Source organism: Tepidibacter sp. Z1-5 (assembly GCF_037844525.1).
In the GTDB taxonomy this organism is placed as follows: Bacteria; Bacillota; Clostridia; order Peptostreptococcales; family Peptostreptococcaceae; genus Tepidibacter_A.
This window is the reverse complement of sequence record NZ_JBBMMD010000036.1, coordinates 25,363-51,527: the sequence shown is the minus strand read 5'-3', so window position 1 is coordinate 51,527 and position 26,165 is coordinate 25,363. Positions and strand designations below refer to the sequence as shown.

Here is a 26,165-nt window from a genome sequence, read left to right as displayed (position 1 = left end):
AGTTTTTTTTCTGATAAAATCTACTTTGTTGATATTTGAAGAACCATTATACATACAAGGGGGTGAACAGATTGGCTAACATTAAATCGGCTAAAAAAAGAATAAACGTTATAGCTAAGAAAACAGCTTTAAATAAAGCTAGAAAATCTCAAGTTAAAACTGCTATAAGAAAATTCGAAGAGTCTTTAGTTGCAGGAAACAAAGAAGAAGCAATAAACAACTTTAGATCTGCTGAAAAGAAAATATATCAAGTAGCTGCTAAAGGAACTATGCACAAGAACGCTGCTGCTAGAAAAGTATCTAAACTAGCTAAAAAGTTAAACACTATAGCAGGTTAATATACTAAGAAAACCCCAGAAATCTCTGGGGTTTTTATTATTTATAAAGAACTCATATGATTTTTAACTATTTTTGATCAACAAAGCCCGCAGGACTCGTTAGCATGAAACGAATTTTATATACAGAACTTAGATATTATAATTTCTAATGCCAATATATCTTTTTTAAGCCCATTCTTTATACTATAATCAGCTCTCAAAAGCTCATTTTGTAATCTTATTATTGTAGAATTATCAAATTTTCTACTTTGTATCAATGCTTTTTTTATAACATATGGATGAATCCCTAACGATTTTGCTATACTATTTTCTGATTCACCTTTACCACTTAATGCCTTAGCCTGCATTATTATTTTGAACTGTCTCGAAATCATGCTCAGAACCATCAAAGGAGATTCTCCTTTAACAACCATATCATTAAATATTTTTATTGCTTCACTACCATTTTTATTTCCTATAAAATCTATCAATTTAAATATATCATTTTCTATTTTTTTAGAGGACAACTGATCTACATCACTTGTAGAAACTTTTTTTCCTGGTCCTACAAATGAAGTTATCTTTATAATTTCATTTTCCACATCACGCAAAGTTTTATCCGAGTTCTTATTTTGATAATCTAAATTATTCAAAAAGTAATTCAATGTAGAATTATCTATCTCTACATTTTCCTTTTTAAATCTTTTTTGAGCCCATTTTAAAAGCTCATTATTATCTAGTTTATTACAATTTAACAAAATTCCATGTTTTCCAAGTATCTTACTAAACTTCTTCCTCTTATCTATATCAGAATAACTCGCAAATATTAATATTGCATGATCCGGAGTATTTTTTATATATTCACAAATTTCTTCTTCGTCTTGTTGTGTAAAATTCTTTTTTTTATTAGTCAAAATCTCAAAATTCTTAACGACTATAATCTTTCTATCATCCATAAAAGGAATAGTTTCTAAGCTACTTATAATTTCATCTAAACTAGTTTGACTCCCATCTATTGTAGAAAAATTAAAATCTATAAACGTACTATTTAAGCTTTCCTTGAATTTTTTTATCAATCCATCTATAAGATAACTCTCTTTTCCATAAAATGTATATATTTTTTCGTATTTATTCGCTTTTATATCTTTAATTATATCCCCGTACTTCATTTAATTGCTCCTTTACTGTTTTTCTTTCGTTATATATCATATATGTCATTAAAAGTATATAATAAAGCACAACTAATTTCAAACTAACAGTTTCAAATTCTATATATGAATATTTTATACTAGATAAATAAAATACAACAAATTTTATATAAAATATTATAAAACAAACTATTTTAGATATCATCAAATATATAATGTTAACATTAATATAATAAAAAATAATTCCCATAAAAATCAACCCTATAAGTATTCCTACTGTAGGCACTACCAAAACATTACTTATTAAAAATACATTGGATATAATATTGAATCTATAATAAACAACAGGTATAGTCAATATACTTGCAGATATTGTTGTTGATATTAAAGGACATCTTATATACTTATCAATTTTATTGTAAAAATATATTATAGATAACGTAGCTAAAAAAGACAACTGAACCCCTATGTCGTATATATTGAAGGGATTTGTGATACATAAAATAATTCCCACAAAACAAAGCGCAGATATACCATCATACTCTCGTTGTACAAATATAGCTAAATATATTATAAAACTAAAAATACATGCTCTAAACATAGACCCTCTAAAACCAACAACAATGCAATATATGAATATTAATATACTTATTGTAAAAAATTTTACTAAATTATTAATTCTACCAATCATCAACGTAATAATATATATAACTATACCTATATGAAGACCCGACAAGGCTATTATATGACTCACTCCTGCCCTTGAAAATGCTTCCTTAATGTTTATATCCAACTTAGACTTATCCCCTAATATCAAAGCATTTACAAACGATGAATTTTCTCTGAAAATGTCTTCTATTGCATATTCTAAACTATTTTTTGAATTTTTAATGTAAGAATATATATTGTGAGATTTATATAATTTTATATACTTAGAATTTACTATGCCATCTATCCCTCTCGATTTCAAGTACATTCCATAATTAAATTCATCTATCATCATATTATATGAAGTTTTAAAAGTTCCTTTTACTCTAATATATTCTCCTATATTTGTTTTTTCAGTTTTATTAAAATCTCTTATCAAAAAATTACCCACTACATACTCATAATAGTATTCTTTATAAATAGCATCTTTAACAATACCTTCAACTTGGATATATTTATCCTCTATATCATAAAATTTATCATTATAGTTTTTTGTATATACAAATGAAATTACAATACTTATCAATAAAATCAATACAATAGGTCTTCTCATATATATCATTCCTTTTTATCCGAAAGCTGACATCTATAGATTGGTTTACCCCAAGGACACGCGAAGCTAAAATTCAGTTGGAGTAAAAACTCCATCTGAATTAAGTTTCACTTTATGTAAGTATTTAATATTATAATCAAATATATATATGTACAAACAAAAATCCCCGAATTATTTTTTATAATTCAGGGATTTCAAATATATTTAGATTTAATTTTTCAAAGCCTTGTTTACTTTCATATAGTTGGTCTTCATTATTGCACTAGACACCAAAACTCCTATTATAGTACTTGAAACTCCCTGCACTACATTCCAAGGAATAGATTCTAAAGATACTATAAAGCTTCCTTTTAATATTCCTCCACCAATATAATAACCTACTACCATAACTATAGATCCTATAATCATTGATAAAGATAATATAAATCTGTTTTTATATTTTTTAACTAAAATTCCTACTACCGCCCCTTCAAGTCCTTTTATTATCAATGTAAATAATGCCCAATGAGCATAACCACTTAATATATCAGCAAGAGCCGAACCTATTCCACCAGCTACCATACCAGCTACAGGTCCAAACAAAACAGATGTAATAAATATTATACTATCTCCAATATTTATAAAACCATTAGTCGCAGGTACAGGAATTTGAATTAACATTGTACCGACACAAACCATTGCAGTCATAAGCCCCATAAGAACTAAACTAGATAATTTTATATTTTTCATAAAACTCCCCCCATAACATTATTTCAACTTTATTATACCAGGGGAAATATCATATAACAATAATTATTGAACCGATACAATTTCACTTTTTATCTCATTTAGAAACACTTTTATATCCAGAGAACAAACCACTAGCAGTAAGCCCTGCTATTATACCATCTAATATGCTCTTTTTTATATCTGTATTACTTTCATAAAATATACATAATACTATTCCTACAACTAATGATACTAGTGGTGCAAATTTTTTAGGAACGCCTGCTGTTTTTATAACTTGAGTTATACCTACTATTAAAGATATTATTATAGGACTTGAATAACCTTCCATTTAATACACCTCCTATAATAGGTGTATTCAAAAAACTAAAAAAGGGCACTAAACCCTTTAAATATATTCATTTATATAGTTAGTTTTCTTATTAAATATTTTCTTTAAAACATTAATGTAAATAGTATCTTCCATATCTATATTTCCTAAAAACACTGCTTCTTCTATATCTATATATGAAAAAGCCAATTGGCTAAATGTATTTATATCCATTGAAATATCTTCTTTTTCATCAATAGATTCTACTATTTCCTTATTATTTATCAAAAACGTCTTATTGTTCTGATCTATAAATCTATCTTTTACTCTCAATTTTAAGTTTATATCTTTCTCTATATTCAAACCTTCTATGAATTTTTTAACATTTATTACCCTTCCCATCATAAATGGCTTTATATTCATATTTATTTTTTTAAGTGCTGGAATTATAAGTTTTATTTTGTCATCTATAATAGAGTTAATACTAACTTTTTTAAATTGAGTATTATGGTTGTATATAAATTTTAATATAGATTTTAATGCATCTATATTTTTGTAGGCAATTTCTCTTATGAACATAGTGTCATCCATTTTAAAATATATTACGTATCCATCCATCTGTTCCTCATTTTCATGTATATATATATATCCATTTTCTGATTCTATTTCTTTAAACAATGTATCATAATAAGTTCTATCCCTTTTTACGTATCCATTTTTATCTTTTAAGAAACAATCGTAAATATCTATAATAGAATCTATATGTTTATTTAATGCTTTTTTAAAAACACCTTTTGATTTAAAATCTTTCAAAAGTTCTATATTTATTTCATAATTTATCTGATCGTAACAATGTTCATATCCAAATTTTCTATACAATCTATAATCTATAGGCATAAGTATAGATACTACTTGCTTTTTATTATAAAGTTGATTAAGTGTAGTACTTATCAAATCTTTCATAGCACCACCACCTCTAGCTTCAGGGAGTGTAGCTACACCTACAACATAAGATGTATCATATATATTGTTATTTATTTTTATTTTATATTGATTTAGTTGAAGTGAAGATATTATTCTTCTATTATCTTCAACCACCAATGTATTTTCACATTTATATTTATTGTCAAAATAATAATCCATAAACATCTCAGTATCGCCAAAGCAGTATTCCCACATATTTTTTATTTCTTGTAAATCCTCATTATATGCAAATCTAATTTTCATATTAAACCTCCAATACAGTATACTTCTCTACGAATTTATGAGGATAATAAGATAATTTAGCTTTTCTTAAACCTGCAACCCCTAAGTCTTCTTCTCTGTTTACAAATTCAACATCTGCAAATTCATTTTCTAAAAACAACTTGTTTATTATAGGATACAATCCTCTTATTTCTGCATTAGCTTTTTCTACATGTATAAGTGCCATATTATCATTTAAATACTCTCCAAATGTAAATGCTTCTAATTTAGAATCTATATAGATTCCTCCCACTTTCACATCCAGTTTGTCGTAGTTTTCAAATACCTTCTCAATTGCAATTTTTTCACTTAATATACTTTCATCATCTTCTTTATTTTCAGTCCACTTTTCTAAAAGATTTAGGCATTCATCAAAATCATCCTCATTCAATCTTTTATATTCGAACCTTCCCTCATACTCTTTTAAAAAATAATTAACATGATTTCTTTTCTTTTGATATTTTCTACCTTTAAGAGTTCTTAAACTTTCACCTAAATAAATATAGTCAAAATAATCTCTTTCTTCTATATAATTAAATTTTTCGTTATAATTTTCCTTTAAAAATCCAACAAATTCTCCTGTTACAGCTCTTAAATGAATCTTTTGATTATTATCATTGAAATGATTTTCAATGAATTCAAATGCATCTTTTAAATCCTCTTTTCTAGCAAGAGGTATCACGGTGAATTTTTGATCCTCGTACTCACCTATAATAACTATAAAGTTTTCTCCTTTATAGTACATAGTTTTATATAAATGCTGCCACATGAATAAAGTTGTAAAGTTATATTCACAAGCTTCATGATTTAAGTTTTTCAAATATTTGTCTAGCTCATTTTTTGCTTCTATATCTACTGGTTTAAAAATTTGAATCTACCTCCTTTATACCTTATCCATTCTATCATATATTCTTATATACCCTCAAGAGGTATTTATAATCACAAAGTTAAACTCTTTATCAACTTTTTTAATATATTCCCCATTTTATTATTCGATACACTTATTAAATCTATAAAATAACTCAATAATGTTAAATGGAGGTGACTTATGAAAAGAACACTCTTACTAACATTTATTATATTATCGATTATTCTTTGTAGTTGTACTCAAACAAATAAAGAATCTATAAAATGTAGTTTAGATAATAATCTATTTTCTGTTCACTTTATAGATGTGGGACAAGGGGATAGTACTCTTTTGATTTCTCCAGACAACAAAACCATGTTAATAGATGCTGGAGATAACTCTCAAGGGTCAAAAGTAGCTGATTACCTAAACAATCTCAATATAAAAAAAATAGATATTCTAGTAGGAACCCATCCCGATGCAGATCATATAGGAGGTCTTGATTATATAATAGACAATTTTGATATAGGGTTATTCTATATGCCTAACAAGGCACACAATACAAATACATTCAAAGATGTTTTATTAGCTGCTAAAAATAAAAATTTAAAAATTAACAAAGCTAAATCAGGAATGAATTTCTCATTAGGTAAATTCATTAAATGCAGTATTTTAAGTCCTACAAAAAATTATAGTGACAACAATCTATGCTCATTGGTGATAAAATCAACTTATAAAAACAAAAGTTTTTTATTCACAGGAGATGCTGAATTCGAAAATGAACAAGATATGATAAAGTCAAATTACAATATAAAATCAAATATTTTAAAATTAGGGCATCACGGTAGTTCATCTTCAACTAGTGAAGATTTTTTATTAAAGGTAATGCCAGATATTGCAGTCATTTCTTGTAAATACAACAATAAGTACAATCATCCAAGTGAAAAAATATTGACTCTTTTAAAAAAATATAATATACCTTTATATAGAACCGATAAGCAAGGAGATATAGTGCTCCTTTGTGATGGTTATGAGATTTTTAGTTATAAGAAACCATTAACTCTATATAGGAGATGATTTTAATGAGAGGTATAATAGATAGATTCGAAAATCAATTTGCAATAGTAGAACTCTACGATAAATCATTAGTAAATATACATAGATCAGAAATCCCTAAATCAGCCAAAGAAGGAGATGTCATATTAATAAATAAAAATGGCATCTCCTTAGATTTGAATGAAACAAACAAACTAAAAAAAGAAGTAAATGATTTAATGGATGAGCTTTTTATAGATTAACGATATCATTAACTACAACAGATGCTATAACAAGACCTCCCACAGACGGAACAAAAGATGTACTTCCAGGAGTTTCTCTCTTTGACTCACTAAATATACTTACAACAGGCTTTATTGGTTTTTCTGTTGAATATACAACCTTTAATCTTTTGATATTTCTAATCTTCAATTCTTTTCTCATAACCTTAGCTAAAGGACACATGTGAGTCTTAGTTATGTCTGTAACCTCTATTTTAGTAGGGTCTAATTTATTTCCCATACCCATAGAACTTATTATTTTTATATCATTTTTATAACATCTCTCTATTAAATCTATTTTAGACGATACCATATCAATAGCGTCTACTACATAGTCATAATCTTTGCTTAACAATTCATCTGCACTATCTTTGTCGTATAATCTCTTATGGTCTATTACATTTATATCAGGATTAATATCAAGCACTCTTTGTTTCATACATTCAACCTTACTTTGGCCCACTGTGCTGTGAAGAGCTGGTAATTGTCTATTTATATTTGTTATATCTATATCATCATGATCTATCATTATTAAAGTTCCTACTCCAGCTCTAGCTAAAGCTTCACATGTAAAACTCCCAACTCCACCTACCCCAAAAACTGCTACTTTTGAATTTTTAAGCTTATTCATTCCTTCATTTCCTAATAAAAGTTCTGTTCTCATAGAAAAATCTTTTTGCATATTATACCTCCTATTTTTATTTTTAATCTAAAATCCCTATATAAATCATATAATATTAACGATATATCATTAAAGGAAGGTGATATTATGATAAACAAAGTAAATAGTTCTAGAATCAACATTATGAAAATCACGAATAAGTCTCCAGTTAATAATATACCCCAGATCGATCCAATAAATAAAGTAAATAAACCTACAAATAATACTTTAAGCTCTAATTTTGTATTAAATTCGGACCATTTTTATAGTAAACTACAAAACAAGAAAAAAAACAATATAAAATTCAAAAAAACACCTATAAATATCACTTACAAAAAACCAAATAAAAAAAATATCATTTTAACAAAAGCAGATAAAGATATAATCTTTGCTCTAAGAAATTTCGTAAATAAGTATAATGAATCTATCCTATATTTTAAAAAATCAACGAAGTATATAAATAATTACCCTATAACAAAAATATCCAAACTAATATCAACTTATAAAGATATTTTGAGATTATCAGGGATATACTTAAGTAATGAAAATTATTTATTGTTCAATGAAGAAATTTTAAAATCTAATTTAAATGAGAATAAAAAACAAATATACTCTTTATTTGATCTTGACAACGGATTTATAAAAAAAATATTAGATGAGATAAATGACCTCAGAAATATATAAAATTATTAGAATATGCCCAAGCCTTATATTAATAAATATGTAAGGGGTGATTTTTTGAAAAAAATAGTATTTATTTTAAGTATTTTAATAGCAATCAACTGTTTTATGCTTTTTCCTAAGTGCTATAATAGCTTAATAGATAAAAGTATAGTGAATAGTTATTTAAAGTCTTCTGAGGACGAACCAAAGAACGAGGTTTTGAGAAAACAAATAATAAAGAATGTGCTAAATGCTACTGGATATAACAATTGGAATGAATACATAGATTATATAGACCTTAAAATATATAAGGTAGATGTTTTACCCAATGATAAACAAGACATTCTATTTAATTTAAACTTATCCAAAGATAACGCATTAATAGCCGTATATGAAGATACTATGAATGATAAGTATTTTTATAAAACTAAAATAACAAATCTGTCTCCAGTAAAAAACATATCTTCATTTAAAGATTTTTTAGTAGTGGAGCAATTATTAGATGAACGTTTAGGTGCTTTTTTTATAGATAATTTTGTTCAAGTATTCTATTTTGATAAAAATTCATTTAAAGATACTTTCAAAAAATCTATTTATTACGATGAAATATATAAGGACATTTGGCTTGATAAAAATGCTCCTAATGATCTTTGGAATAAAAATATTCAACAGACATCAATAGATTATCTAGATGAAGATATTCCTAAAATACTTGCAATAACTACAAATATTCAATCAAAAGCAAAATCTACCAATACACCTAAGAAAGAAGAATTTAAAGAAATTAGTAAAACTTCTCAACAAGAACTATATACCTGGGATGAAAATGAGAAGATTTTTAAATTAACAGAAAAAAAACAATTAAACGAATAAAATAAAAAAACGGCTACAAGCTAAATAGCTGTAACCGTTAATTTTTTAATTGGCGGGAATATGTAGGAATCGAACCTACCCAGGAAGCTCTTAACTCCCCGAACTGGTTTTGAAGACCAGAGGCAACACCAGCCACCATCTACTCCCATAAAGTACCTTTACAATGGTACTTCTATATAATAACATGCATATTGTGTTTTTACAAGTATTTTTTCGTCATTTTTACTTTTATTTTGTCATTTTTTTGAACGGATTATTATCTATAGCTGTTAAAAATAATACTTAGAACAATATAATAAATTTCTTCAAATATTTTTCTAAGTATTATTCTTTATATTAAAATTTCATATTAACATCTTTCATTAATGCTTTATTAAGCTTTCATCTCTAGAAAAAGGTTTATTAAATTCATAGTGAGAAAAATTTTCTACACTTTTCCCTTCTATCAAAAATAATACACTATTTATATTTTCAAATTCTGTTAAAGAATTTACTATGCTGTATATAGCTATAGTCTCAGATGTCGATCCTCCACTTGAATTTGTTACAAACTCTTGGCTTAAATCTACAGTTGCTATTCCCTTATCCTGTGAATAATTCAATAATCTAGTTCCTTTAGGTATTACATTATATCCTTGCTTATCAGATTTATCTATTAGCGCCTCAATAACTTTTTTACCTATTATATCGCCTTCTTTAATCTCAACATTACTTTTTATAGGAACAAGATATTCAAAATTTTCATCTGGAATATATATCGTAAGAGCTACATTTTTTTCATCACTTAAATCAAATGGTTTTAATACTCCATATTTTTCTCCATCAGAAGATATCAAATCCTTACCTTCAACTTTTATTTCTACACCATTTATTTCTTCAAATTGGTTTAAAGTATTACTAATAGTTATTACAGAGTTAACTTCATCCATATCTGATTTAAAGTTTAAAAAATCTTTAGATAAGTCTATATACAATATATCGTCTTTTTTGTTTATAGATAATATTTTTGTTTTTTCATTTATACTTCTAACCATATCAGAAGTATACGGTCCATTTAATAAGGCATTTAAAGTAATCTCATATTTTTCACCATTAATGTACTCAATAGGTCTTGTAACCCAATATATTTTTGAATTATCATTACTAGAGTAATAAAGTTTAACTTCTTGTTTTTTTATATCGCTATTTAATGTTTTATCACCACATCCAACTGCAAATATCATCAAAATGGATATCATCATTATAAAATATATTTTTTTTCTCATTTTTACCTCCTAAACTAAATAGGTCTTTCTTAACTTTTTTTAAAGTAGTATCCCTTTCCCCATTTAGTTAATATGTATCTAGGGCTTGAAGCATTCATTTCTATTTTTTCTCTAAGTCTTCTTATATGAACATCTACAGTCCTTAAATCTCCATAATATTCATAACCCCATATTTTCTCAAGTAAATATTCTCTATCAAATACTTCTCCCGGATTAGTTACTAAAAATAATAATAAATCAAATTCTTTTCCTGTTAAATTTATATGTTTTTTTTGGTACATAACTTTTCTACCCAGTGTGTTTATTTCAAAGTCTCCAACCTTAAATTCAGATGTCATTCCTACGTCTTCTATTTTTTGAATTCTTCTCAATATAACCTTTATTCTAGCTTTAAGTTCTAATATATTAACAGGATTTGATAGACAATCATCGGCTCCAATTTCAAGTGCCATTATCTTTTTATAGTCTTCTCCTTGCGGGGTTATCATTATTATAGGTACTGTTGATACCTCTCTTATTTCTTTACACAACTGAAATCCGTCTTTTTTTCTTATTTGAGAATCTATTATAACTACATCATAATTGCTATATTTTTTACTTAAAGCTTCTTGTGAGCTGCAGACTTTATCAATTCTATAATGCTCATCTTCAAATGAATATTTTATTTCCTTTATTAATAACGACCGAGAATCAATTATTAATATTTTAACCATAAACATTCCCCCTAGAAAAGCATTCTTTTGTCTCCTAGCCTTCTTGTTATCTTGTTTCTATCAAAATCTTCTAAAAGCGCCATGGCATATTTTCTACTCGCGCCTATTAAATCCCTAAATTCCGATAAAGTCAAAGACTTATTTTCTTCCAAATGTTTTCTTACCATATCAACTGCTATATCATAATTTTCTTTATAATATACAATATCCTCAGTAACCATAACAAGAGTATCTCCTAATAAAGCTTCTAAAACTTCTTGATTTTCTTTCTTATCTTGTATAATTTCATTTATATTTCTAGGTGTAAACTTATCATTTTTCAACTTATCCTCTATATATTTTTGTATATTCAATTGTGATTTACTAAACGTAACTTCAAAATCATATAAACTTGCTATATTATCTACAATCTTTATATCATTATCATTTACTATAAGATTTAGTAAAACGTCAAAATCCTTAGTCTTTAAATTCTTCTCTATTCTAGTTCTTAATTCTTCTTTAGATATTCCTTTTTTAAGAGGATTGTTCTTATGAGAATTAGATAGTACTTTTATAATATTATTTTTTAAATCATCATAAAAGCTTTTGTGTATATATATATTGTTTATATTCATAATCTTGTTTTGTTCACACAATGTATCTATCTCTTGTTGTATTATTTCCCTTTTTTCACCAATATAAACAGCAATATCATTTAAAACAGGATATTCTTTGCTATGTTTTTTTATGATTTCCTCTATTATCTCTTTTAAATCGCCTTTTTCCTTTAAGTGAAGAGAATTAAGAACATCTTTATCAAATCTTTTATGTTTTTTAGGATTTGAATCAAGTATAATTCCTCCACCTATAGTTTCCATTGGAGAATAAAATCTTATTACAAACATATCCTTATTCTTAGCTACAATAGATTCTTCAAGTCTTATTTGACAATAGCCCTCTTCTCCTGGATTTAAAACTTCCTTATCCATAGGAACTATTCTACCTAAGATTTCTCTAGTCCCATGATAAAATCTTATTCTATCCCAATATTTTACCATTCTAGATGAATGTTTAACTAAAGAAAGCTTCACATCTAACATCATTGATTCATTTAATGATTCAGGATAAGCTAATACATTTCCTCTTTCAACTTCATCAACCTTAACATTAGATAAATTTATAGCTACCCTTTGACCTGCATAAGCTGTTTTTACAGATTTTCCATGAACCTGTATACTTCTAATTTTTGTAGGTTTATTTTGAGGATATATATTTAAAGTATCATCTACATCTATACTACCTTCTATCAATGTACCAGTAACTACCGTTCCAAACCCTTTAACAGAAAAAGCTCTATCTATATTTAGTCTAGGTTGAGCATTTAAATTCTTAGCTTTAACCTCATCACTTATTTTATCAATCTCACCTATTAATTCATCCATTCCTCTTTTACTTATAGAATCCACTTCTATTATAGACACATCTTTTAAGAAAGTATCTCGAACCTTCTCCTTTACATCCTCTTTTATAAGTTCCAAGAACTCATCTTCTACTGTATCACACTTTGTTATTACTATGATTCCTTTTTCTATATTTAAAAAATTCAAAATATCTAAATGTTCAACAGTCTGAGGCATAACTCCCTCATCAGCAGCAACAACAAGTAAAACCATATCTATACCTGATATACCTGCCAACATATTTTTTATAAACTTTTCATGACCGGGAACATCTACTATACCAGCTCTTTTGCCACTAGGCAAATCAAAGTATGTAAATCCTAAATCTATTGATATACCTCTTTTTTGTTCTTCCTTTAATCTATCCGTCTCTCTTCCTGTAAGAGATTTTATAAGAGTTGTTTTTCCATGATCTATATGTCCTGCTGTTCCTATTATTATATTTTTCATACTAAACCTCCTATTTTAGTGCAGTCGCCAGTTGTTTCGATATAACCTCTAATTCATCATCAAATATAGTTCTAACATCTAAAACATATTTGTTATCATATACCCTAGCTATAATACTATCCTCGCTAAGTCTTAAGCTTTTCTCAAGCTCAGATACACCCATATTATTAGGAACTATAGCTATAACCTTTGTATCTATAGTTTCAAGAGGCATAGATCCTCCTCCAACCTGAGAATGACCATCTTCTATAATAACATCAGCATCTAAGTTTTGATTCTTTATCATTTCATAAAATTTCTGTGCTTTATCATTTAATTCATCCATAGAATAAGTCAGCATTCTTAAAGTAGGTATTTCCTTAACTGCCTTTTTCTCATCTAAATAAAGTCTAAACGTAGCCTCAAGAGCTGCTATAGTCAACTTGTCTACCCTTAACGCACGAGTTAACTGATTTTTTTTCATCTTTTCTATATATTCTTTCTTACCTACAATTATTCCAGCTTGCGGTCCTCCTAATATTTTATCTCCACTAAAAGTTACTATATCAGCACCCTTTTTAAGAGAATCTATAACTGTAGGCTCATAGCTAAGACCATACTTTGATATATCAACAAACAATCCGCTACCTAAATCCTCAATTACAGGTATATCATATTCCTTTGATAATTTAGACAATTCCTCTATATCAACACTATCAGTAAAACCTAAAACTCTATAATTACTAGTATGCACCTTAAGTAATACTCCTGTATTTTCATTTATAGCTTCTTCATAATCTCTCAAATGAGTTTTATTAGTAGCACCTATTTCTTTTAATATAGTACCACTTTCCTCCATAACCTTAGGTATTCTAAATGATCCTCCGACCTCAACAAGTTCTCCTCTTGAAACTATTGCTTCTTTATTCTTTGCCATAGTGCTTAAAACCAATAAAACAGCAGCAGCATTATTATTTACTACAAGTACATCTTCAGCTCCTGTTATTTTCTTGATTATTTCTTCTAAGTGAGAATATCTAGATCCTCTCATTCCCTTATCTATATCATATTCCAAATTAGAATACCTTGACGCTACCTGCCAAACTTCCTCTTTTATACAATCAGCCAAAAGAGATCTACCTAAATTTGTGTGTATAACTACTCCAGTTGCATTTATAACCTTTTTCAATGAAAGAGAATAAGATAATCTTAATTCATTTATAATATCATTTATAAATCTATTATAATCAATAAAAAAATCTTTCGCTTGTTCTTCATTTAAATTCAATATAGTTTTTCTTATTATATCTATATTTTTTCTTATTATATCAACAACTAAACTTCTAGGGTATTCTTCTATTAAATCTATTATAGTTTTATCATTTAGTATCTCATCTACAGATGGTAATAAAGAAAATAGCTTCTTCTTATTCAAGTTAATCGCTCCTTTATATTTTTTTCATACTCAATTATAACATATTTTAAAGCATAAAAAAATAAAGAGGGGTTAGCCTCTTTACTTCACTTTTATATATTTACCTTCTTTTTTAACTACATTTCCTATTATTTTAGCATCTATTGACTTATTCTTTATCATTCTCTTTATTAACTCATCTGCTTTTTCTTTTTCAACTGAAACTAATAGTCCACCAGATGTTTGTGGATCATATAAAATATCGATTATATGCTGATCTATTTTTTCACTTTCTACATCAGGTGATATATAACTCATATTTTTATACATTCCCTCTGGAATTATTCCCATCTTAGCAAAATCAATTGCAGCGTTTATTATAGGAACCTTATTCGAGTCAATCTCAATGCAAACATCAGACGCCTTTGCCATTTCAAGAGTATGTCCTAAAAGTCCAAACCCTGTTATATCTGTTACTGAGTTTACATCTACTTCATCAAATGCCATAGCCGCATACTTATTCAAATGAGTCATAACCCTAATCGCTTCATCTTCTACAGATTTATCTGCCATATCAGCTTTTATAGCTGTATTTATTATACCGGTTCCAATAGGCTTTGTTATAACTAACACATCTCCAACCTTAGCCCCTGCATTAGATAAAACTTTATCAGGATGCACAAGTCCAGATACAGAAAGACCATATTTAGGTTCCTTATCATCAACCGTATGTCCTCCTACCAGTAACGCTCCAGCTTCCTTTACTTTATCAAATCCACCCTTTAATATTTCACCAAGTATACCCATATCCTTACAAGATGGAAAACATACTATATTCATAGCAACAGTAGGTTTTCCCCCCATCGCATATATATCAGATAGTGAATTCGTAGCTGCTATTTGACCGAATAAATAAGGATCATCTACAACAGGTGTGAAAAAATCTAAAGTCTGTATTAATGCCATTTCTTCATTTAATTTATAAACAGCAGCATCATCTGCTGTATCAAGACCAACTATAAGTTTATCACTTTCTATTTTCGGCAGATTACTAAGAGCTTTAGCCAGATCCTCTGGCCCAATTTTTGCGGCTCATCCTGCAGAAGTTGTCATCTGAGTTAATCTTATTTTGTTTTCCATTTAGCTCCACCGTCCTTCTTAATACAATATAAATATATAATATCATATTTTGTTTTATAGTTGTATTTAATTTACTTTTATATCATTTTTTATCGATTCAAACTTTTTCTCACCTATTCCTTTCACATTCATTACCTCATCTATAGTTTTGAATTTTCCATTCTTACTTCTATACTCTATAATTTTTGAAGCTGTAACATCTCCAATTCCCGTCAAAGATTTAAGTTCACTAGAACTTGCTTTATTTATATTAATCTTAGACGTTGCACCTTGACTTGAATTAGAATTATTGTAGCTATCCTGATTTACATATTCTTCACTATCATTACTATTTACTTCATCACCTATCACTTGACTTTCATTATTAGAAACACTTGGAATTATATAATGAGCTCCATCCTCTAATTTTATAGCTAGATTAACTCTATTCATATCTGCATTTTGGGTAAGACCTCCAAGTTTTTCAACTGCATCTACAAGCCTTGAATTAGATTCCATTTTTACAACTCCACAAGTACTTACCTCTCCACTTATAAATACTACAATTTCTGAATCCTCATTTTCAGCATCTAACTCTTCACTTTCTAAACTTATTTCTTCTGTCATATCACTTTCTTCTTTATCAATATACTTATCTTCTTTAGGGCTTACTACGTATGTAGCTTTTCCAAAGTTTATTTTATTGTTTACAAACATACTTATAATCACAATCAATAATATACTCACAAATACCGTTAAATTTCTTTTATTAAAATTCATAAAATATCCCTCCTATTCTATATTATTGACAAAAATATGATATACTAAAATCATATTGCATTTTCAAATAAGGGGGTATATATGAAAAAAATCATATCATTAGTTATAGCAATATTTTTAATATCATCTTCCTTTGTAACTTCTTTTGCAGATGAAAAACCTAATGTTCTAGGTGAATCTGCTATTTTAATGGATTATGATACAGGAAAAATTTTATATGGTAAGAATATACATGAAAAAATGTATCCAGCTTCAACAACAAAGGTCATGACAGCTCTTTTAACTCTTGAAAATTGTAATCTAGATGAAGTAGTAACTGTAGATTATGATTTAGGATATATAGATGGTAGTGGCATTTATATTAAGCAAGGGGAATCATTTACAGTAGAAACACTTTTAAGAGCTCTTCTTGTTAAATCTGCAAATGATGCTGCTGTAGTTTTAGCTAATCATATCTCAGGTTCAACAGAAGAATTCGCTAATCTTATGAATAAAAGAGCACAGGAATTAAAAACAAAAGACACTCATTTTAACAACCCAAATGGACTTCCAGATGAAAACCATTACACTAGCTCATACGATTTAGCTTTAATAGCAAAAGAAGCTATGAAACATGACAAATTTAGAGAAATAGTTAAATCTACATATATTAAAATGCCTGCAACCGAGCAATATCCATACGACAGAGTTTTTAAGAGTACAAACAAGTTTTTATGGGGTGTTGGAGGAGGCAATACAATAGAGTATAAAGGTTCTATTGTAAATATAAAGTATGATTTAGTAGACGGTATAAAGACAGGCTATACAGATGTTGCAAGAAAATGTTTAATATCCAGCGGACAAAAAGACGGGTTCAGATTGATTTCGGTGGTATTAAAATCCGAAGGAAATGAAGTTTATAAGGACTCTAGAACTCTATTAGATTACGGATTTGACAATTATACAGAGCACAATATTATAAATAAAGATACAAATATAGGAAGTAAAAAAATATTATTTACTAAAGAAAAAATTCTAAAATACAAGGCAGAAGAAGCTTTCAATATAGTAACTGAAAAAGATGAAAATATAGACAATATAAAAACTAAAATAATATTGAAAGAACCACTTGAAATACCTATAAGAAAAGGTGATAATGTAGGAAAAATCCAAATTTTAAGAGATGATAAAGTAATATCTTCTATCAACTTAGTTGCATCAGAAGATGTAAACTCTATATTAGGTAACATAGACATAAATAAAATTTTAAGAATATTATGGTTTGCAGTCAAAGCCATACTATCAATCTCATTTATAGTTTTATCTATAATATTTTCTATAAGATACATAAATAAAAGAAAAAAATAAGCTGTTGGGAATTCCCAACAGCTTTTTAGCTATCCAAATACTCTTTTAGTTATACTACATCCTGTACAAGTAGCTGCTACACCACCTAAAGCCGTTTCTCTAAGTTCCATAGGAAGAGCTTTTCCTACCTTATACATAGCCTCTACAACCTCATCAAATGGTATTATACTCTCAACTCCAGCAAGTCCCATTTCAGCAGATATTAATGCATTTGCAACTCCTATTGCATTTCTCTTTTGACAAGGAGCCTCTACAAGTCCCGCTATAGGATCACATACAAGTCCCATTACATTTTTTAATGTAGTAGCTGCTGCATGCATAGCTTGTCTAGGAGTACCACCCATCATTTCAACCACACCAGCTGCTGCCATAGCTGCTGCTGCTCCAGTTTCTGCTTGACATCCACCTTCTGCTCCTGCAACAGTAGCATTTCTTGTTATTATAGCCCCTATAGCAGCTCCTGAAAATATTGCATTTATCATATCTTCATCACTTAATCCATATTCATTAGCAACTGTTATTATAGCAGCTGGAAGTATTCCACAAGAACCTGCTGTAGGCGCTGCAACAATAAGACCCATAGAAGCATTAACCTCTAAAACTCCCATAGCGGCACTTATAGCCTTTGACATTAAAGACCCACATACAGTCTTTCCAGTTTCTAATCTATTTTTTATAAGCTTTGCTTCTCCACCTATAAGTCCTCCAACTGACTTTATATCTTCTGTTAAACTCTTGTTAATAGAATTTTTCATTATTTCTAAACTGTGAGCCATTCTTTCTATTATTTCATCTCTAGTTTTTGAAGTTAAATCTATTTCTCTCTCTATACAAACTTCATATATCGTTTTATTTTGCTTTTCACATATATCTAATAATTCTTTACCATTAGTAAAATTCATAAACGTCACCTTTTCCTTATAATTTTTACATTTCTTCTATTATAATTGCATCTTGTATTAACTTATTATTAGACTTTATATCAACTATTACATGAGAATTTATTATGTCATCAGCCTCTATTATAGTAAATGCTTCATTTCCTTTTTCTTCTCTATATATACTCATAAATGCTATATTAATATTATTCTTAGCAACACAATTAGTTATATGAGCTGCTGCTCCCGGTAAATCCCATTGTTTAACTACTAAAGTTGGATATGCACCTGTAAACTGTATAGCTAATCCATTTAATTCAGTTATTTTTATGTTTCCGCCTCCGATTGAAGCTCCCATAACTTCTACTTTTCTATTATCCTCTGTCTCTATTATAAACTTAACAGTATTAGGATGCTTATCATCTCCTAAATCTGTTGGAATCATCTCAAACTCTACGCCTCTTTCTTTAGCTATATCAAAAGAAGTTTTTATTTTATCATCATCAGGAGAAAATCCTAATATTCCTCCTACAAGAGCCTTATCAGTACCATGTCCTTTATAAGTTTGAGCAAAAGATCCATGAAGTAAAAACTTTACCTTTTTAACATTTCCCCCTGCCATTTTTCTTGCCATACTTCCTAACTTTGCAGCACCTGCTGTATGAGAACTTGAAGGTCCAATCATATTAGGCCCTACTACATCAAAAACACTATAGTCTTTCATTAGTTTCTCCTTTCGAATTACACAATATAATAGTTTAATTATTACAAATTAATTATACTACAAAAATTATCATTATACTATATTTCTTTTCAATATTTTGCATATAATTTGTTTTGTATTTTTTTCAAACTCTACCAATTATAGTCTATGTCTTCGTGTAATAAATCGTTTTCCCCATTTTCTTCAAGAAATTCATATATATTATTTGCTATTTTATTGATATTATTAATTTAAAAAAAATATGTTTTTTAAGAAACATCAAAAAAAAATGACCAAGTTAAACTTGGTCATTAATAATTAATTATTATTTTACAACTGCTATAACTTCGATTTCAACTTTAACGTCTCTTGGAAGTCTAGCAACTTCTACACAAGCTCTAGCTGGCTTGTTTTCTCCAAAGTACTCAGCGTATACTTCGTTGATTTGTCCGAATTCATTCATATCTTTGATGAATACAGTACTTTTTACTACATCTGCAAAAGTAGCTCCTGCTTCAGCTAATATAGCTTTTACACTTTCTAATGATCTAGCAGTTTGCTCTTTAACTCCACCTTCAACTACTTCCATAGTAGCTGGATCAAATGGAACTTGTCCAGATACGAATAATAAGTTTCCAGCCTTTACTGCTTGAGAATATGGTCCTATAGCCTTTGGTGCATTATCTGTGTGTATTATTTGATTGTTCATGTTAAAACCCTCCTAATAAATATTTAATCTTCTATATTATACTATAAATTTACAATAATAAAAGGTAAATTTTAGTTTATATTATTTATTTTTAACTTTTACTTTGTATCCATTTTCCTCAATCTTAGCTATTATCTCAGTTATATGCTCTTTATCAAAAGTTTCAAGAACTATATCTACTTCTTGAGTTCCTAGAATAACCTCATTACCCATTCTACTTTGGTTTATATGAAGTATATTAGCCTTAGTTTCAGCTATTAAGTTTATGAACTTTAACATTTCTCCGCACTTATCTGGAAGTATAGTATTAAAGCATAATCTTCTTCCTTCTTTTTCTAAACCTTTATCTATTATTCTGTAAAGCATATTTACATCTATATTCCCACCAGAAATTATTCCTACTACATTCTTATTAGTTTCTTTTACTTTGCCACTCATTATAGCCGCAGTAGCAACAGCACCAGCACCTTCAGCAACTATTTTATCTTTTTCTGTTAAGAAAAGGATTGCCTGAGCTATCTCTTCTTCAGTTACAGTTACTATTTCATCTACTAACTCTTCTATTATTTCAAAAGTTAAATCTCCAGGAGTTTTTACAGCTATACCATCAGCTATTGTTGGAGCTTTAAAGAATGTTGTAACCTTTCCAGCTTCTCTTGATGCCTTCATAGAACCTATATTTTCTGATTGAACACCTATTATCTTAACTTTTGGATTTAATGCCTTTGCAGCAACAGCAATACCAGATATTATACCGCCACCACCGATTGGTACTAATATTATGTCAACGTTTTCAAGATCTTCAAATATTTCAAGTGCTATAGTCCCTTGTCCTGCTATAACATATGGATCATTGAATGGATGAAGGAATGTAGCTCCTGTTTCCTTTTGTATTTCTACAGCCTTTGCATAAGCATCATCGTATACAAGTCCGTTTAATACAACTTCTGCTCCATAAGATTTAGTAGCAGCTACCTTTGCAAGTGGTGCAGTAGCTGGCATAGCTATTGTAGCTTTAATACCATTCATCTTAGCTCCTAAAGCAACCCCTTGTGCATGGTTTCCTGCGCTTGATGCTATAACTCCACATTGTTTTTCTTCTTCAGTTAAGTTAGCTATTTTATTAACAGCTCCTCTTATTTTAAAAGATCCTGTTTTTTGTAAGTTTTCTAATTTTAAAAATACTCTATTTTTGCTCATCTTGCTAAGAGCTGAACATTCTAGTAATTTAGTTTTAACCGCTATACCACTAATTGCTTCTCTTGCTTTTTTAACATCTTCTAAAGTAACTTTTGCCATTATTATCACTCCCTAAGTTAATTATTCTACAAGATGTATTTTACATGGTATTTTGCTAAAAATCAACAAGAAAATCGTTTTCACAATTTTATAATTTATCCAACGATTATAATTCCACAACAAAAGCACTGTTGTTCACAAGAACTAGACATTTTCTTTTGTTTTTTCAGTATTTTTACACTTATTTTATCACCTTTTAATTTCATTATTATGTGCTTTTATTATATTTTTTTATTTATTTTTTTCTATCAAACGATTATATTTTTGCATCTTTCAAACAAAGTTGTATTCACCTTCATTCTTTAGTCCTACAGAAGTTTCATAAATCAAAATAGTTGATAATATAGTTCTATCTATAAATTAAAAATTATATAATTTCGTTAAAAACAAAACAGCTTAAGCATTATAAAAAATGCTTAAGCTGTTTTGTTTTTTTACTTAACAACTATATTAACTAATTTTTTAGGAACAGCTATAACTTTAACTATTTCCTTGCCATTAGTAAATTCTTTTATTTTTTCATCTGATAATGCCTTTTCTTGCATTTCTTCTCTTGTAACATTAGAACTCAATGTTAACTTTCCTCTAACTTTACCATTAATTTGAACTACAACTTCTACCTCATCCTTAATAAGTGCAGTTTCATCATACTCAGGCCACGGTATTTCTGATACACTACCTTCTTTTCCTATAATAGTCCAAAGTTCTTCTCCAACGTGTGGTGTAAATGGCGAAATTATAGTTATTATAGCCTCTATACCTTCTTTTAATATACAATCTTTTCTATTTTCATATTCCTTATACTTATACATTTCATTTACAAGCTCCATAAGAGCAGATATTGCAGTATTAAATCCAAATTTACCAGATATATCATCAGTAACTTTTTTAATTGTAGAATGTATAACAAATCTAGCTTGTTTGTCTTCTTTAGATAGATTTTCAAGATCAGTCTTTGCATTTACACAATCTTTAAGCTCTTCTATCAATCTAAATACTCTATTTATAAATCTGTAGCATCCTTCTACACCTTGTTCAGCCCAATCTAAATCCCTCTCAGGAGGTGCAGCAAATAATACAAATAATCTAGCCGTATCTGCACCATATTTTTCAATTATCTCTAAAGGACTAACTACATTACCTTTAGATTTTGACATTTTTGCTCCTTCTTTTAATACCATTCCCTGAGTTAATAAATGTTTAAACGGCTCATCAAAATCTACCATTCCTAAATCCTTTAAAACCTTAACAAAGAATCTTGAATAAAGTAGGTGAAGTATAGCATGCTCTACTCCTCCTATATATTGATCAACAGGCATCCACTTTTGTACTAATTCTTTATTAAAAGCTTCATTTTCATTCTTTGCATCTATATATCTTAAGAAATACCAAGATGAATCTATAAATGTATCCATAGTATCCATTTCTCTTCTAGCAGGCTTTGAACACTTAGGACATGTTGTATTCATAAAGCTTTCAGAAGTTATTAAAGGAGATTGTCCTTTTCCTGTAAATTCAACATCAGTCGGTAATTTAACAGGTAGATTTTCTCTTTTAACAGGAACTGTTCCACAATCTTCACAGTAAACTATTGGAATTGGACAACCCCAATATCTTTGTCTTGATATTAGCCAGTCTCTTAATCTATAGTTTATAGTCTTCTTACCAATCTTAGACTCTTCTAATTTTTGGACTATTTTTTCAAAAGCTTCCTTACAATCCATTCCATTGAATTCTTCTGAATTTATCATTTTTGAATCTTCATCTATAACAGGTACTATATCTAATTTATATTTGTTTGCAAATTCTTCATCTCTATCATCATGCGCCGGAACAGCCATTATAGCACCAGTACCATAATCTACCATTACATAGTTAGCTATATAAATAGGAATTTCTTGTCCATTTAAAGGATTTATACAGTATCTACCTATAAATACACCTTCTTTTTCAGTATCAGTAGAAGTTCTTTCTATTTCACTCATATGTTGAATTTTAGTTTTGAACTCTTTAACAGCTTCTTCATACTCTGTTCCTTTTACAAGATCTTCAACATATTCATGCTCCGGAGCTAGTACCATGTAAGTAACACCATACATAGTATCTGGTCTTGTTGTAAATATTTTTAACTTCTTATCGTATCCCTTTATCTCAAAATCAGCCTCTGCTCCAGTACTCTTTCCTATCCAATTTTTTTGCATTATCTTAACTTTTTCAGGCCATCCATCTAGCTTGTCTATATCTTGTAAAAGAACTTCTGCATAATCAGTTATCTTTAAATACCATTGTTCTAAATCTTTCTTAATTACTGCAGAATCACATCTTTCACATTCTCCACCAACTACTTGCTCGTTAGCTAAAACTGTTTCACAAGATGGGCACCAGTTAACAAATGATTTTTTCTTGTATGCCAGTCCTTTTTCATAGAACTTTAAAAATAAGTCCTGAGTCCATTTATAGTAATCAGGAAGACAAGTAGCTACTTCTCTATCCCAATCATAGCTAAGACCTAAAAGTTTTAATTGTTCTTTCATCTCTTGTATATTTTCTCTTGTCCACTTATCAGGATGAATTCCATGCTTTATAGCTGCATTTTCTGCTGGTAATCCAAACGAATCCCATCCCATAGGATGAAGTACATTATATCCCTTCATCTTCATGAATCTTGCAACTACATCTCCTATCGAATAGTTTCTAACGTGTCCCATATGAATTTTTCCTGATGGATAAGGGAACATTTCTAAAACATAATATTTAGGCTTATCATTTTCAACAGTTTCAAAAGTTTTTTCATCTTCCCACTTTTTTTGCCAATATGGTTCTATTTGTTTAAAATCATACATATTTAATCCTCCTAAATTTATATTGTAATTATTTTTTTGTATAAAAAAACCCCTCTATCCCTATATATTTAGGGACGAGGAGTTATATCTCGCGGTACCACCCTAATTGGCTAAAAGCCCTCTTAGTGTAGCTTATAAGGGAGCCAACCCTAATAGTATTAACTAGCAAGTTCAAAGGCATGCTCTACTAGTTTTCACCACACACTAGCTCTCTTAAAGAACAACTTCCCTTTACTACTCTAGACTATTATCTGTATATAATACGACTTTTAAACTAAATTGTCAACATCTACATTTGGTGCATCTTTCCATAATCTTTCTAAGCTATATACATCTCTTTCGTCATCATGGAATATGTGCACTACTATATCTCCATAATCAAGAAGTATCCATCTTGATGTATCTTGTCCTTCTTTTGATATAACACATACATCCTTCTTCTTAAGTTCATCTTCTACATTATGAGCTATAGCCTTTACTTGTCTTTCTGACGATGCACTAGCTATTATAAAGTAGTCAGCAACAGAAGATATTTTTCCAACATTTAAAACTATTGTATCTTCTCCTAATTTATCACCAATAGCATCATATGCCACTTTTACCATTTGTTCAACACTTTCTATCATTTAATTTCCTCCTTAAATGTCTTTACCTATTAATACTATTATATCCGTATTTTTATTTTCAATCTTAGATTTATCTTTTCTCAACTCGCCTTTACCTATAATCTGTCTTATTTTTTGAGCTTCTTCTTTTTTAGAATCATAATATATTATAGTCTTAGGATTATTAAATTCGTCAGCATTACCAACTGTATTAGGTTTTAATCCTTGACGTGCAAGCTTATCAGCAACTTCTGTTGCAACTCCAGATATACCAGAGCCATTAAGTACTGCAATTTTCAAATCTACATTAGTTTGATTATTATTATCATAATAAAGTTCATTTACTAATTTATTTATTTCATCATTATCAGGATTATAGTAAGATATTGAGTTTATGTACATAGGAGCTCCTGGAAGAGTCTCTTTTCTTATATTGTTTACATCCATTTTTTTAGCTTGCATACCAAGTGATGCCATCTCAGATACACTCATATCTGTATCTACATACGTATTAAAAGTATCTATATACCCTTTAATATTGAATATTGAAGATGGACTTAATACCTTTTTAGCAAGTGATTGTATAAATGCCTGTTGAACTTCTACTCTTTGTAAATCCCCTCTTGGATAACCTGTTTTTCCACCATTATTTTTTCTAAATCTTAAAAACTCCATAGCTTCTTGTCCATCTAAAACTTGTTTTCCTTTTTTAAAATGGATATGAAGAGGTGGTGTAGCATAACGATCATCATAGTTCATATTCATAGGTATATCGACCTCAACACCACCTACCTCATCAACAGTCTTATAAAGTGCTTGATAATCGACTTTTACATAATGGTGTATAGGTATTCCTAAAAGATCTTTAACAGCTTGTACTGATAATTCAACACCGCCATATGCATGTGCCGCATTTATCTTATCATATCCTTTTCTACCTCTTATCTTAACTCTAGAATCTCTTGGTATTGATAATATAGATGTCTTATCGTTTTTAGGATCCATACTCAGAATCATCATAGTGTCAGTTCTAATACCTTTTTTACCTCCATCTAAACTATCCACTCCAAGAAGCAATACATTAACCACTTCACCCTCTTGTGCAACAGTCGTTTCTGTGTCACCAGGCATTGGTATTTCTGCTAATTGCTTATTTTCTTTAGCTACAATCAAGTATAAACTCGTTCCAAATATCATACTGAATATAACAAAAAATACTATAAAAATTTTAAAAAAGTGCTTCAAAGTTATC

Annotated in this window: 26 protein-coding genes, 1 tRNA gene and 1 other annotated feature; of the genes, 6 read left to right on the top strand and 21 right to left on the bottom strand. The window is 28.7% G+C overall.

The window, feature by feature from the left end; genetic code table 11:
* Positions 1-71: 71 nt before the first annotated feature.
* Positions 72-338: a 30S ribosomal protein S20 gene (gene rpsT / locus WJW32_RS08790; RefSeq protein ID WP_248478001.1), complete on the top strand. Its 267-nt coding sequence runs from the start codon at positions 72-74 to the stop codon at positions 336-338.
* A gap of 116 nt (positions 339-454) precedes the next feature.
* Here rpsT and holA read toward each other — a convergent pair whose 3' ends face one another.
* From holA to WJW32_RS08760, 6 genes are all read right to left on the bottom strand, one after another.
* Complete coding sequence (gene holA, locus WJW32_RS08785; RefSeq protein ID WP_340257449.1) at positions 455-1,486, bottom strand: DNA polymerase III subunit delta; 1,032 nt, start codon at positions 1,484-1,486, stop codon at positions 455-457.
* Positions 1,464-2,726, bottom strand: coding sequence for a ComEC/Rec2 family competence protein (locus WJW32_RS08780; RefSeq protein ID WP_340257447.1), 1,263 nt, complete (start codon positions 2,724-2,726; stop codon positions 1,464-1,466). The genes holA and WJW32_RS08780 overlap by 23 nt, the downstream gene beginning before the upstream one ends.
* A gap of 210 nt (positions 2,727-2,936) precedes the next feature.
* Positions 2,937-3,455 carry an ECF transporter S component gene (locus tag WJW32_RS08775; RefSeq protein WP_340257446.1) on the bottom strand — a complete coding sequence of 173 codons (519 nt, stop codon included), beginning with the start codon at positions 3,453-3,455 and terminating at the stop codon, positions 2,937-2,939.
* A 94-nt stretch (positions 3,456-3,549) separates the two neighbouring features.
* On the bottom strand, positions 3,550-3,783 hold the full coding sequence (locus tag WJW32_RS08770) for a holin (protein WP_340257444.1): 234 nt from the start codon (positions 3,781-3,783) through the stop codon (positions 3,550-3,552).
* A gap of 57 nt (positions 3,784-3,840) precedes the next feature.
* Positions 3,841-4,989, bottom strand: coding sequence for a GNAT family N-acetyltransferase (locus WJW32_RS08765; protein ID WP_340257442.1), 1,149 nt, complete (start codon positions 4,987-4,989; stop codon positions 3,841-3,843).
* Between the two features lies 1 nt (position 4,990).
* On the bottom strand, positions 4,991-5,827 hold the full coding sequence (locus WJW32_RS08760) for a DUF2156 domain-containing protein (protein WP_340257440.1): 837 nt from the start codon (positions 5,825-5,827) through the stop codon (positions 4,991-4,993).
* 228 nt (positions 5,828-6,055) lie between these two features.
* Between WJW32_RS08760 and WJW32_RS08755 the strand changes: the two genes are divergently transcribed.
* Both WJW32_RS08755 and WJW32_RS08750 read left to right on the top strand, forming a co-directional pair.
* Positions 6,056-6,931 (top strand): ComEC/Rec2 family competence protein, encoded by an 876-nt coding sequence (locus WJW32_RS08755; protein WP_340257438.1) that lies wholly within the window; start codon positions 6,056-6,058, stop codon positions 6,929-6,931.
* Between the two features lie 5 nt (positions 6,932-6,936).
* A complete protein-coding gene (locus WJW32_RS08750; protein ID WP_340257436.1) occupies positions 6,937-7,152 on the top strand; it encodes a DUF3006 domain-containing protein in 216 nt (71 codons plus the stop codon).
* Here WJW32_RS08750 and WJW32_RS08745 read toward each other — a convergent pair.
* Positions 7,142-7,852: a tRNA threonylcarbamoyladenosine dehydratase gene (locus WJW32_RS08745; RefSeq protein WP_340257434.1), complete on the bottom strand. Its 711-nt coding sequence runs from the start codon at positions 7,850-7,852 to the stop codon at positions 7,142-7,144. The genes WJW32_RS08750 and WJW32_RS08745 overlap by 11 nt on opposite strands.
* A gap of 87 nt (positions 7,853-7,939) precedes the next feature.
* Between WJW32_RS08745 and WJW32_RS08740 the strand changes: the two genes are divergently transcribed.
* Positions 7,940-8,515 carry a hypothetical protein gene (locus WJW32_RS08740; RefSeq protein WP_340257432.1) on the top strand — a complete coding sequence of 192 codons (576 nt, stop codon included), beginning with the start codon at positions 7,940-7,942 and terminating at the stop codon, positions 8,513-8,515.
* A 54-nt stretch (positions 8,516-8,569) separates the two neighbouring features.
* Positions 8,570-9,367: a hypothetical protein gene (locus WJW32_RS08735; RefSeq protein ID WP_340257430.1), complete on the top strand. Its 798-nt coding sequence runs from the start codon at positions 8,570-8,572 to the stop codon at positions 9,365-9,367.
* A 50-nt stretch (positions 9,368-9,417) separates the two neighbouring features.
* Here the strand turns inward: WJW32_RS08735 and WJW32_RS08730 are convergent.
* The 7 genes from WJW32_RS08730 to WJW32_RS08700 all read right to left on the bottom strand — a co-directional run bounded on the left by WJW32_RS08730 (position 9,418) and on the right by WJW32_RS08700 (position 16,529).
* A tRNA-Sec gene (locus tag WJW32_RS08730) sits at positions 9,418-9,514 on the bottom strand.
* Between the two features lie 215 nt (positions 9,515-9,729).
* Positions 9,730-10,632, bottom strand: a complete 903-nt coding sequence (locus WJW32_RS08725) for a GerMN domain-containing protein (RefSeq protein WP_340257428.1) — start codon at positions 10,630-10,632, stop codon at positions 9,730-9,732.
* Positions 10,633-10,661: 29 nt separating this feature from the next.
* The gene (locus tag WJW32_RS08720; RefSeq protein ID WP_340257426.1) at positions 10,662-11,345 is read right to left on the bottom strand and encodes a response regulator transcription factor; all 684 of its coding nucleotides are present in this window, start codon (positions 11,343-11,345) and stop codon (positions 10,662-10,664) included.
* A gap of 11 nt (positions 11,346-11,356) precedes the next feature.
* Positions 11,357-13,237, bottom strand: coding sequence for a selenocysteine-specific translation elongation factor (gene selB, locus WJW32_RS08715; RefSeq protein ID WP_340257424.1), 1,881 nt, complete (start codon positions 13,235-13,237; stop codon positions 11,357-11,359).
* Positions 13,238-13,247: 10 nt separating this feature from the next.
* The gene (gene selA, locus WJW32_RS08710; protein WP_340257422.1) at positions 13,248-14,651 is read right to left on the bottom strand and encodes an L-seryl-tRNA(Sec) selenium transferase; all 1,404 of its coding nucleotides are present in this window, start codon (positions 14,649-14,651) and stop codon (positions 13,248-13,250) included.
* Between the two features lie 81 nt (positions 14,652-14,732).
* Positions 14,733-15,770: a selenide, water dikinase SelD gene (gene selD / locus WJW32_RS08705; protein ID WP_340257420.1), complete on the bottom strand. Its 1,038-nt coding sequence runs from the start codon at positions 15,768-15,770 to the stop codon at positions 14,733-14,735.
* Between the two features lie 66 nt (positions 15,771-15,836).
* Positions 15,837-16,529: a helix-hairpin-helix domain-containing protein gene (locus WJW32_RS08700; RefSeq protein ID WP_340257418.1), complete on the bottom strand. Its 693-nt coding sequence runs from the start codon at positions 16,527-16,529 to the stop codon at positions 15,837-15,839.
* 81 nt (positions 16,530-16,610) lie between these two features.
* Between WJW32_RS08700 and WJW32_RS08695 the strand changes: the two genes are divergently transcribed.
* A complete protein-coding gene (locus tag WJW32_RS08695) occupies positions 16,611-17,876 on the top strand; it encodes a D-alanyl-D-alanine carboxypeptidase family protein (RefSeq protein WP_340257416.1) in 1,266 nt (421 codons plus the stop codon).
* Between the two features lie 29 nt (positions 17,877-17,905).
* Here the strand turns inward: WJW32_RS08695 and sdaAA are convergent, their stop codons facing one another.
* The 7 genes from sdaAA to WJW32_RS08660 form a co-directional block, all read right to left on the bottom strand.
* A complete protein-coding gene (gene sdaAA, locus WJW32_RS08690; protein WP_340257414.1) occupies positions 17,906-18,778 on the bottom strand; it encodes an L-serine ammonia-lyase, iron-sulfur-dependent, subunit alpha in 873 nt (290 codons plus the stop codon).
* A gap of 25 nt (positions 18,779-18,803) precedes the next feature.
* Positions 18,804-19,478 (bottom strand): L-serine ammonia-lyase, iron-sulfur-dependent subunit beta, encoded by a 675-nt coding sequence (gene sdaAB, locus WJW32_RS08685; protein WP_340257412.1) that lies wholly within the window; start codon positions 19,476-19,478, stop codon positions 18,804-18,806.
* Between the two features lie 304 nt (positions 19,479-19,782).
* Entirely contained in the window at positions 19,783-20,166 is a 384-nt protein-coding gene (locus WJW32_RS08680) for a RidA family protein (protein ID WP_340257410.1), read from the bottom strand.
* Between the two features lie 81 nt (positions 20,167-20,247).
* A complete protein-coding gene (gene ilvA / locus WJW32_RS08675) occupies positions 20,248-21,465 on the bottom strand; it encodes a threonine ammonia-lyase (protein ID WP_340257408.1) in 1,218 nt (405 codons plus the stop codon).
* Between the two features lie 434 nt (positions 21,466-21,899).
* Positions 21,900-24,308, bottom strand: coding sequence for a leucine--tRNA ligase (gene leuS, locus WJW32_RS08670; protein WP_340257406.1), 2,409 nt, complete (start codon positions 24,306-24,308; stop codon positions 21,900-21,902).
* 67 nt (positions 24,309-24,375) lie between these two features.
* Positions 24,376-24,565, bottom strand: a binding site (T-box leader).
* Between the two features lie 12 nt (positions 24,566-24,577).
* The gene (gene rsfS, locus WJW32_RS08665) at positions 24,578-24,934 is read right to left on the bottom strand and encodes a ribosome silencing factor (RefSeq protein ID WP_340257404.1); all 357 of its coding nucleotides are present in this window, start codon (positions 24,932-24,934) and stop codon (positions 24,578-24,580) included.
* 12 nt (positions 24,935-24,946) lie between these two features.
* The gene (locus tag WJW32_RS08660) at positions 24,947-26,158 is read right to left on the bottom strand and encodes an LCP family protein (protein WP_340257402.1); all 1,212 of its coding nucleotides are present in this window, start codon (positions 26,156-26,158) and stop codon (positions 24,947-24,949) included.
* Positions 26,159-26,165 lie beyond the last annotated feature (7 nt).

What these genes read in the sequence shown, in the direction of transcription:
- holA (WP_340257449.1), bottom strand. Translation starts at nt 1,486, where the DNA reads ATGAAGTACGGGGATATAATTAAAGATATAAAAGCGAATAAATACGAA.
- WJW32_RS08780 (WP_340257447.1), bottom strand. Translation starts at nt 2,726, where the DNA reads ATGAGAAGACCTATTGTATTGATTTTATTGATAAGTATTGTAATTTCA.
- WJW32_RS08775 (WP_340257446.1), bottom strand. Translation starts at nt 3,455, where the DNA reads ATGAAAAATATAAAATTATCTAGTTTAGTTCTTATGGGGCTTATGACT.
- WJW32_RS08770 (WP_340257444.1), bottom strand. Translation starts at nt 3,783, where the DNA reads ATGGAAGGTTATTCAAGTCCTATAATAATATCTTTAATAGTAGGTATA.
- WJW32_RS08765 (WP_340257442.1), bottom strand. Translation starts at nt 4,989, where the DNA reads ATGAAAATTAGATTTGCATATAATGAGGATTTACAAGAAATAAAAAAT.
- WJW32_RS08755 (WP_340257438.1), top strand. Translation starts at nt 6,056, where the DNA reads ATGAAAAGAACACTCTTACTAACATTTATTATATTATCGATTATTCTT.
- WJW32_RS08750 (WP_340257436.1), top strand. Translation starts at nt 6,937, where the DNA reads ATGAGAGGTATAATAGATAGATTCGAAAATCAATTTGCAATAGTAGAA.
- WJW32_RS08745 (WP_340257434.1), bottom strand. Translation starts at nt 7,852, where the DNA reads ATGCAAAAAGATTTTTCTATGAGAACAGAACTTTTATTAGGAAATGAA.
- WJW32_RS08740 (WP_340257432.1), top strand. Translation starts at nt 7,940, where the DNA reads ATGATAAACAAAGTAAATAGTTCTAGAATCAACATTATGAAAATCACG.
- WJW32_RS08725 (WP_340257428.1), bottom strand. Translation starts at nt 10,632, where the DNA reads ATGAGAAAAAAAATATATTTTATAATGATGATATCCATTTTGATGATA.
- WJW32_RS08720 (WP_340257426.1), bottom strand. Translation starts at nt 11,345, where the DNA reads ATGGTTAAAATATTAATAATTGATTCTCGGTCGTTATTAATAAAGGAA.
- selB (WP_340257424.1), bottom strand. Translation starts at nt 13,237, where the DNA reads ATGAAAAATATAATAATAGGAACAGCAGGACATATAGATCATGGAAAA.
- WJW32_RS08700 (WP_340257418.1), bottom strand. Translation starts at nt 16,529, where the DNA reads ATGAATTTTAATAAAAGAAATTTAACGGTATTTGTGAGTATATTATTG.
- WJW32_RS08695 (WP_340257416.1), top strand. Translation starts at nt 16,611, where the DNA reads ATGAAAAAAATCATATCATTAGTTATAGCAATATTTTTAATATCATCT.
- sdaAA (WP_340257414.1), bottom strand. Translation starts at nt 18,778, where the DNA reads ATGAATTTTACTAATGGTAAAGAATTATTAGATATATGTGAAAAGCAA.
- sdaAB (WP_340257412.1), bottom strand. Translation starts at nt 19,478, where the DNA reads ATGAAAGACTATAGTGTTTTTGATGTAGTAGGGCCTAATATGATTGGA.
- WJW32_RS08680 (WP_340257410.1), bottom strand. Translation starts at nt 20,166, where the DNA reads ATGAACAATCAAATAATACACACAGATAATGCACCAAAGGCTATAGGA.
- ilvA (WP_340257408.1), bottom strand. Translation starts at nt 21,465, where the DNA reads ATGGCAAAAGTTACTTTAGAAGATGTTAAAAAAGCAAGAGAAGCAATT.
- leuS (WP_340257406.1), bottom strand. Translation starts at nt 24,308, where the DNA reads ATGTATGATTTTAAACAAATAGAACCATATTGGCAAAAAAAGTGGGAA.
- rsfS (WP_340257404.1), bottom strand. Translation starts at nt 24,934, where the DNA reads ATGATAGAAAGTGTTGAACAAATGGTAAAAGTGGCATATGATGCTATT.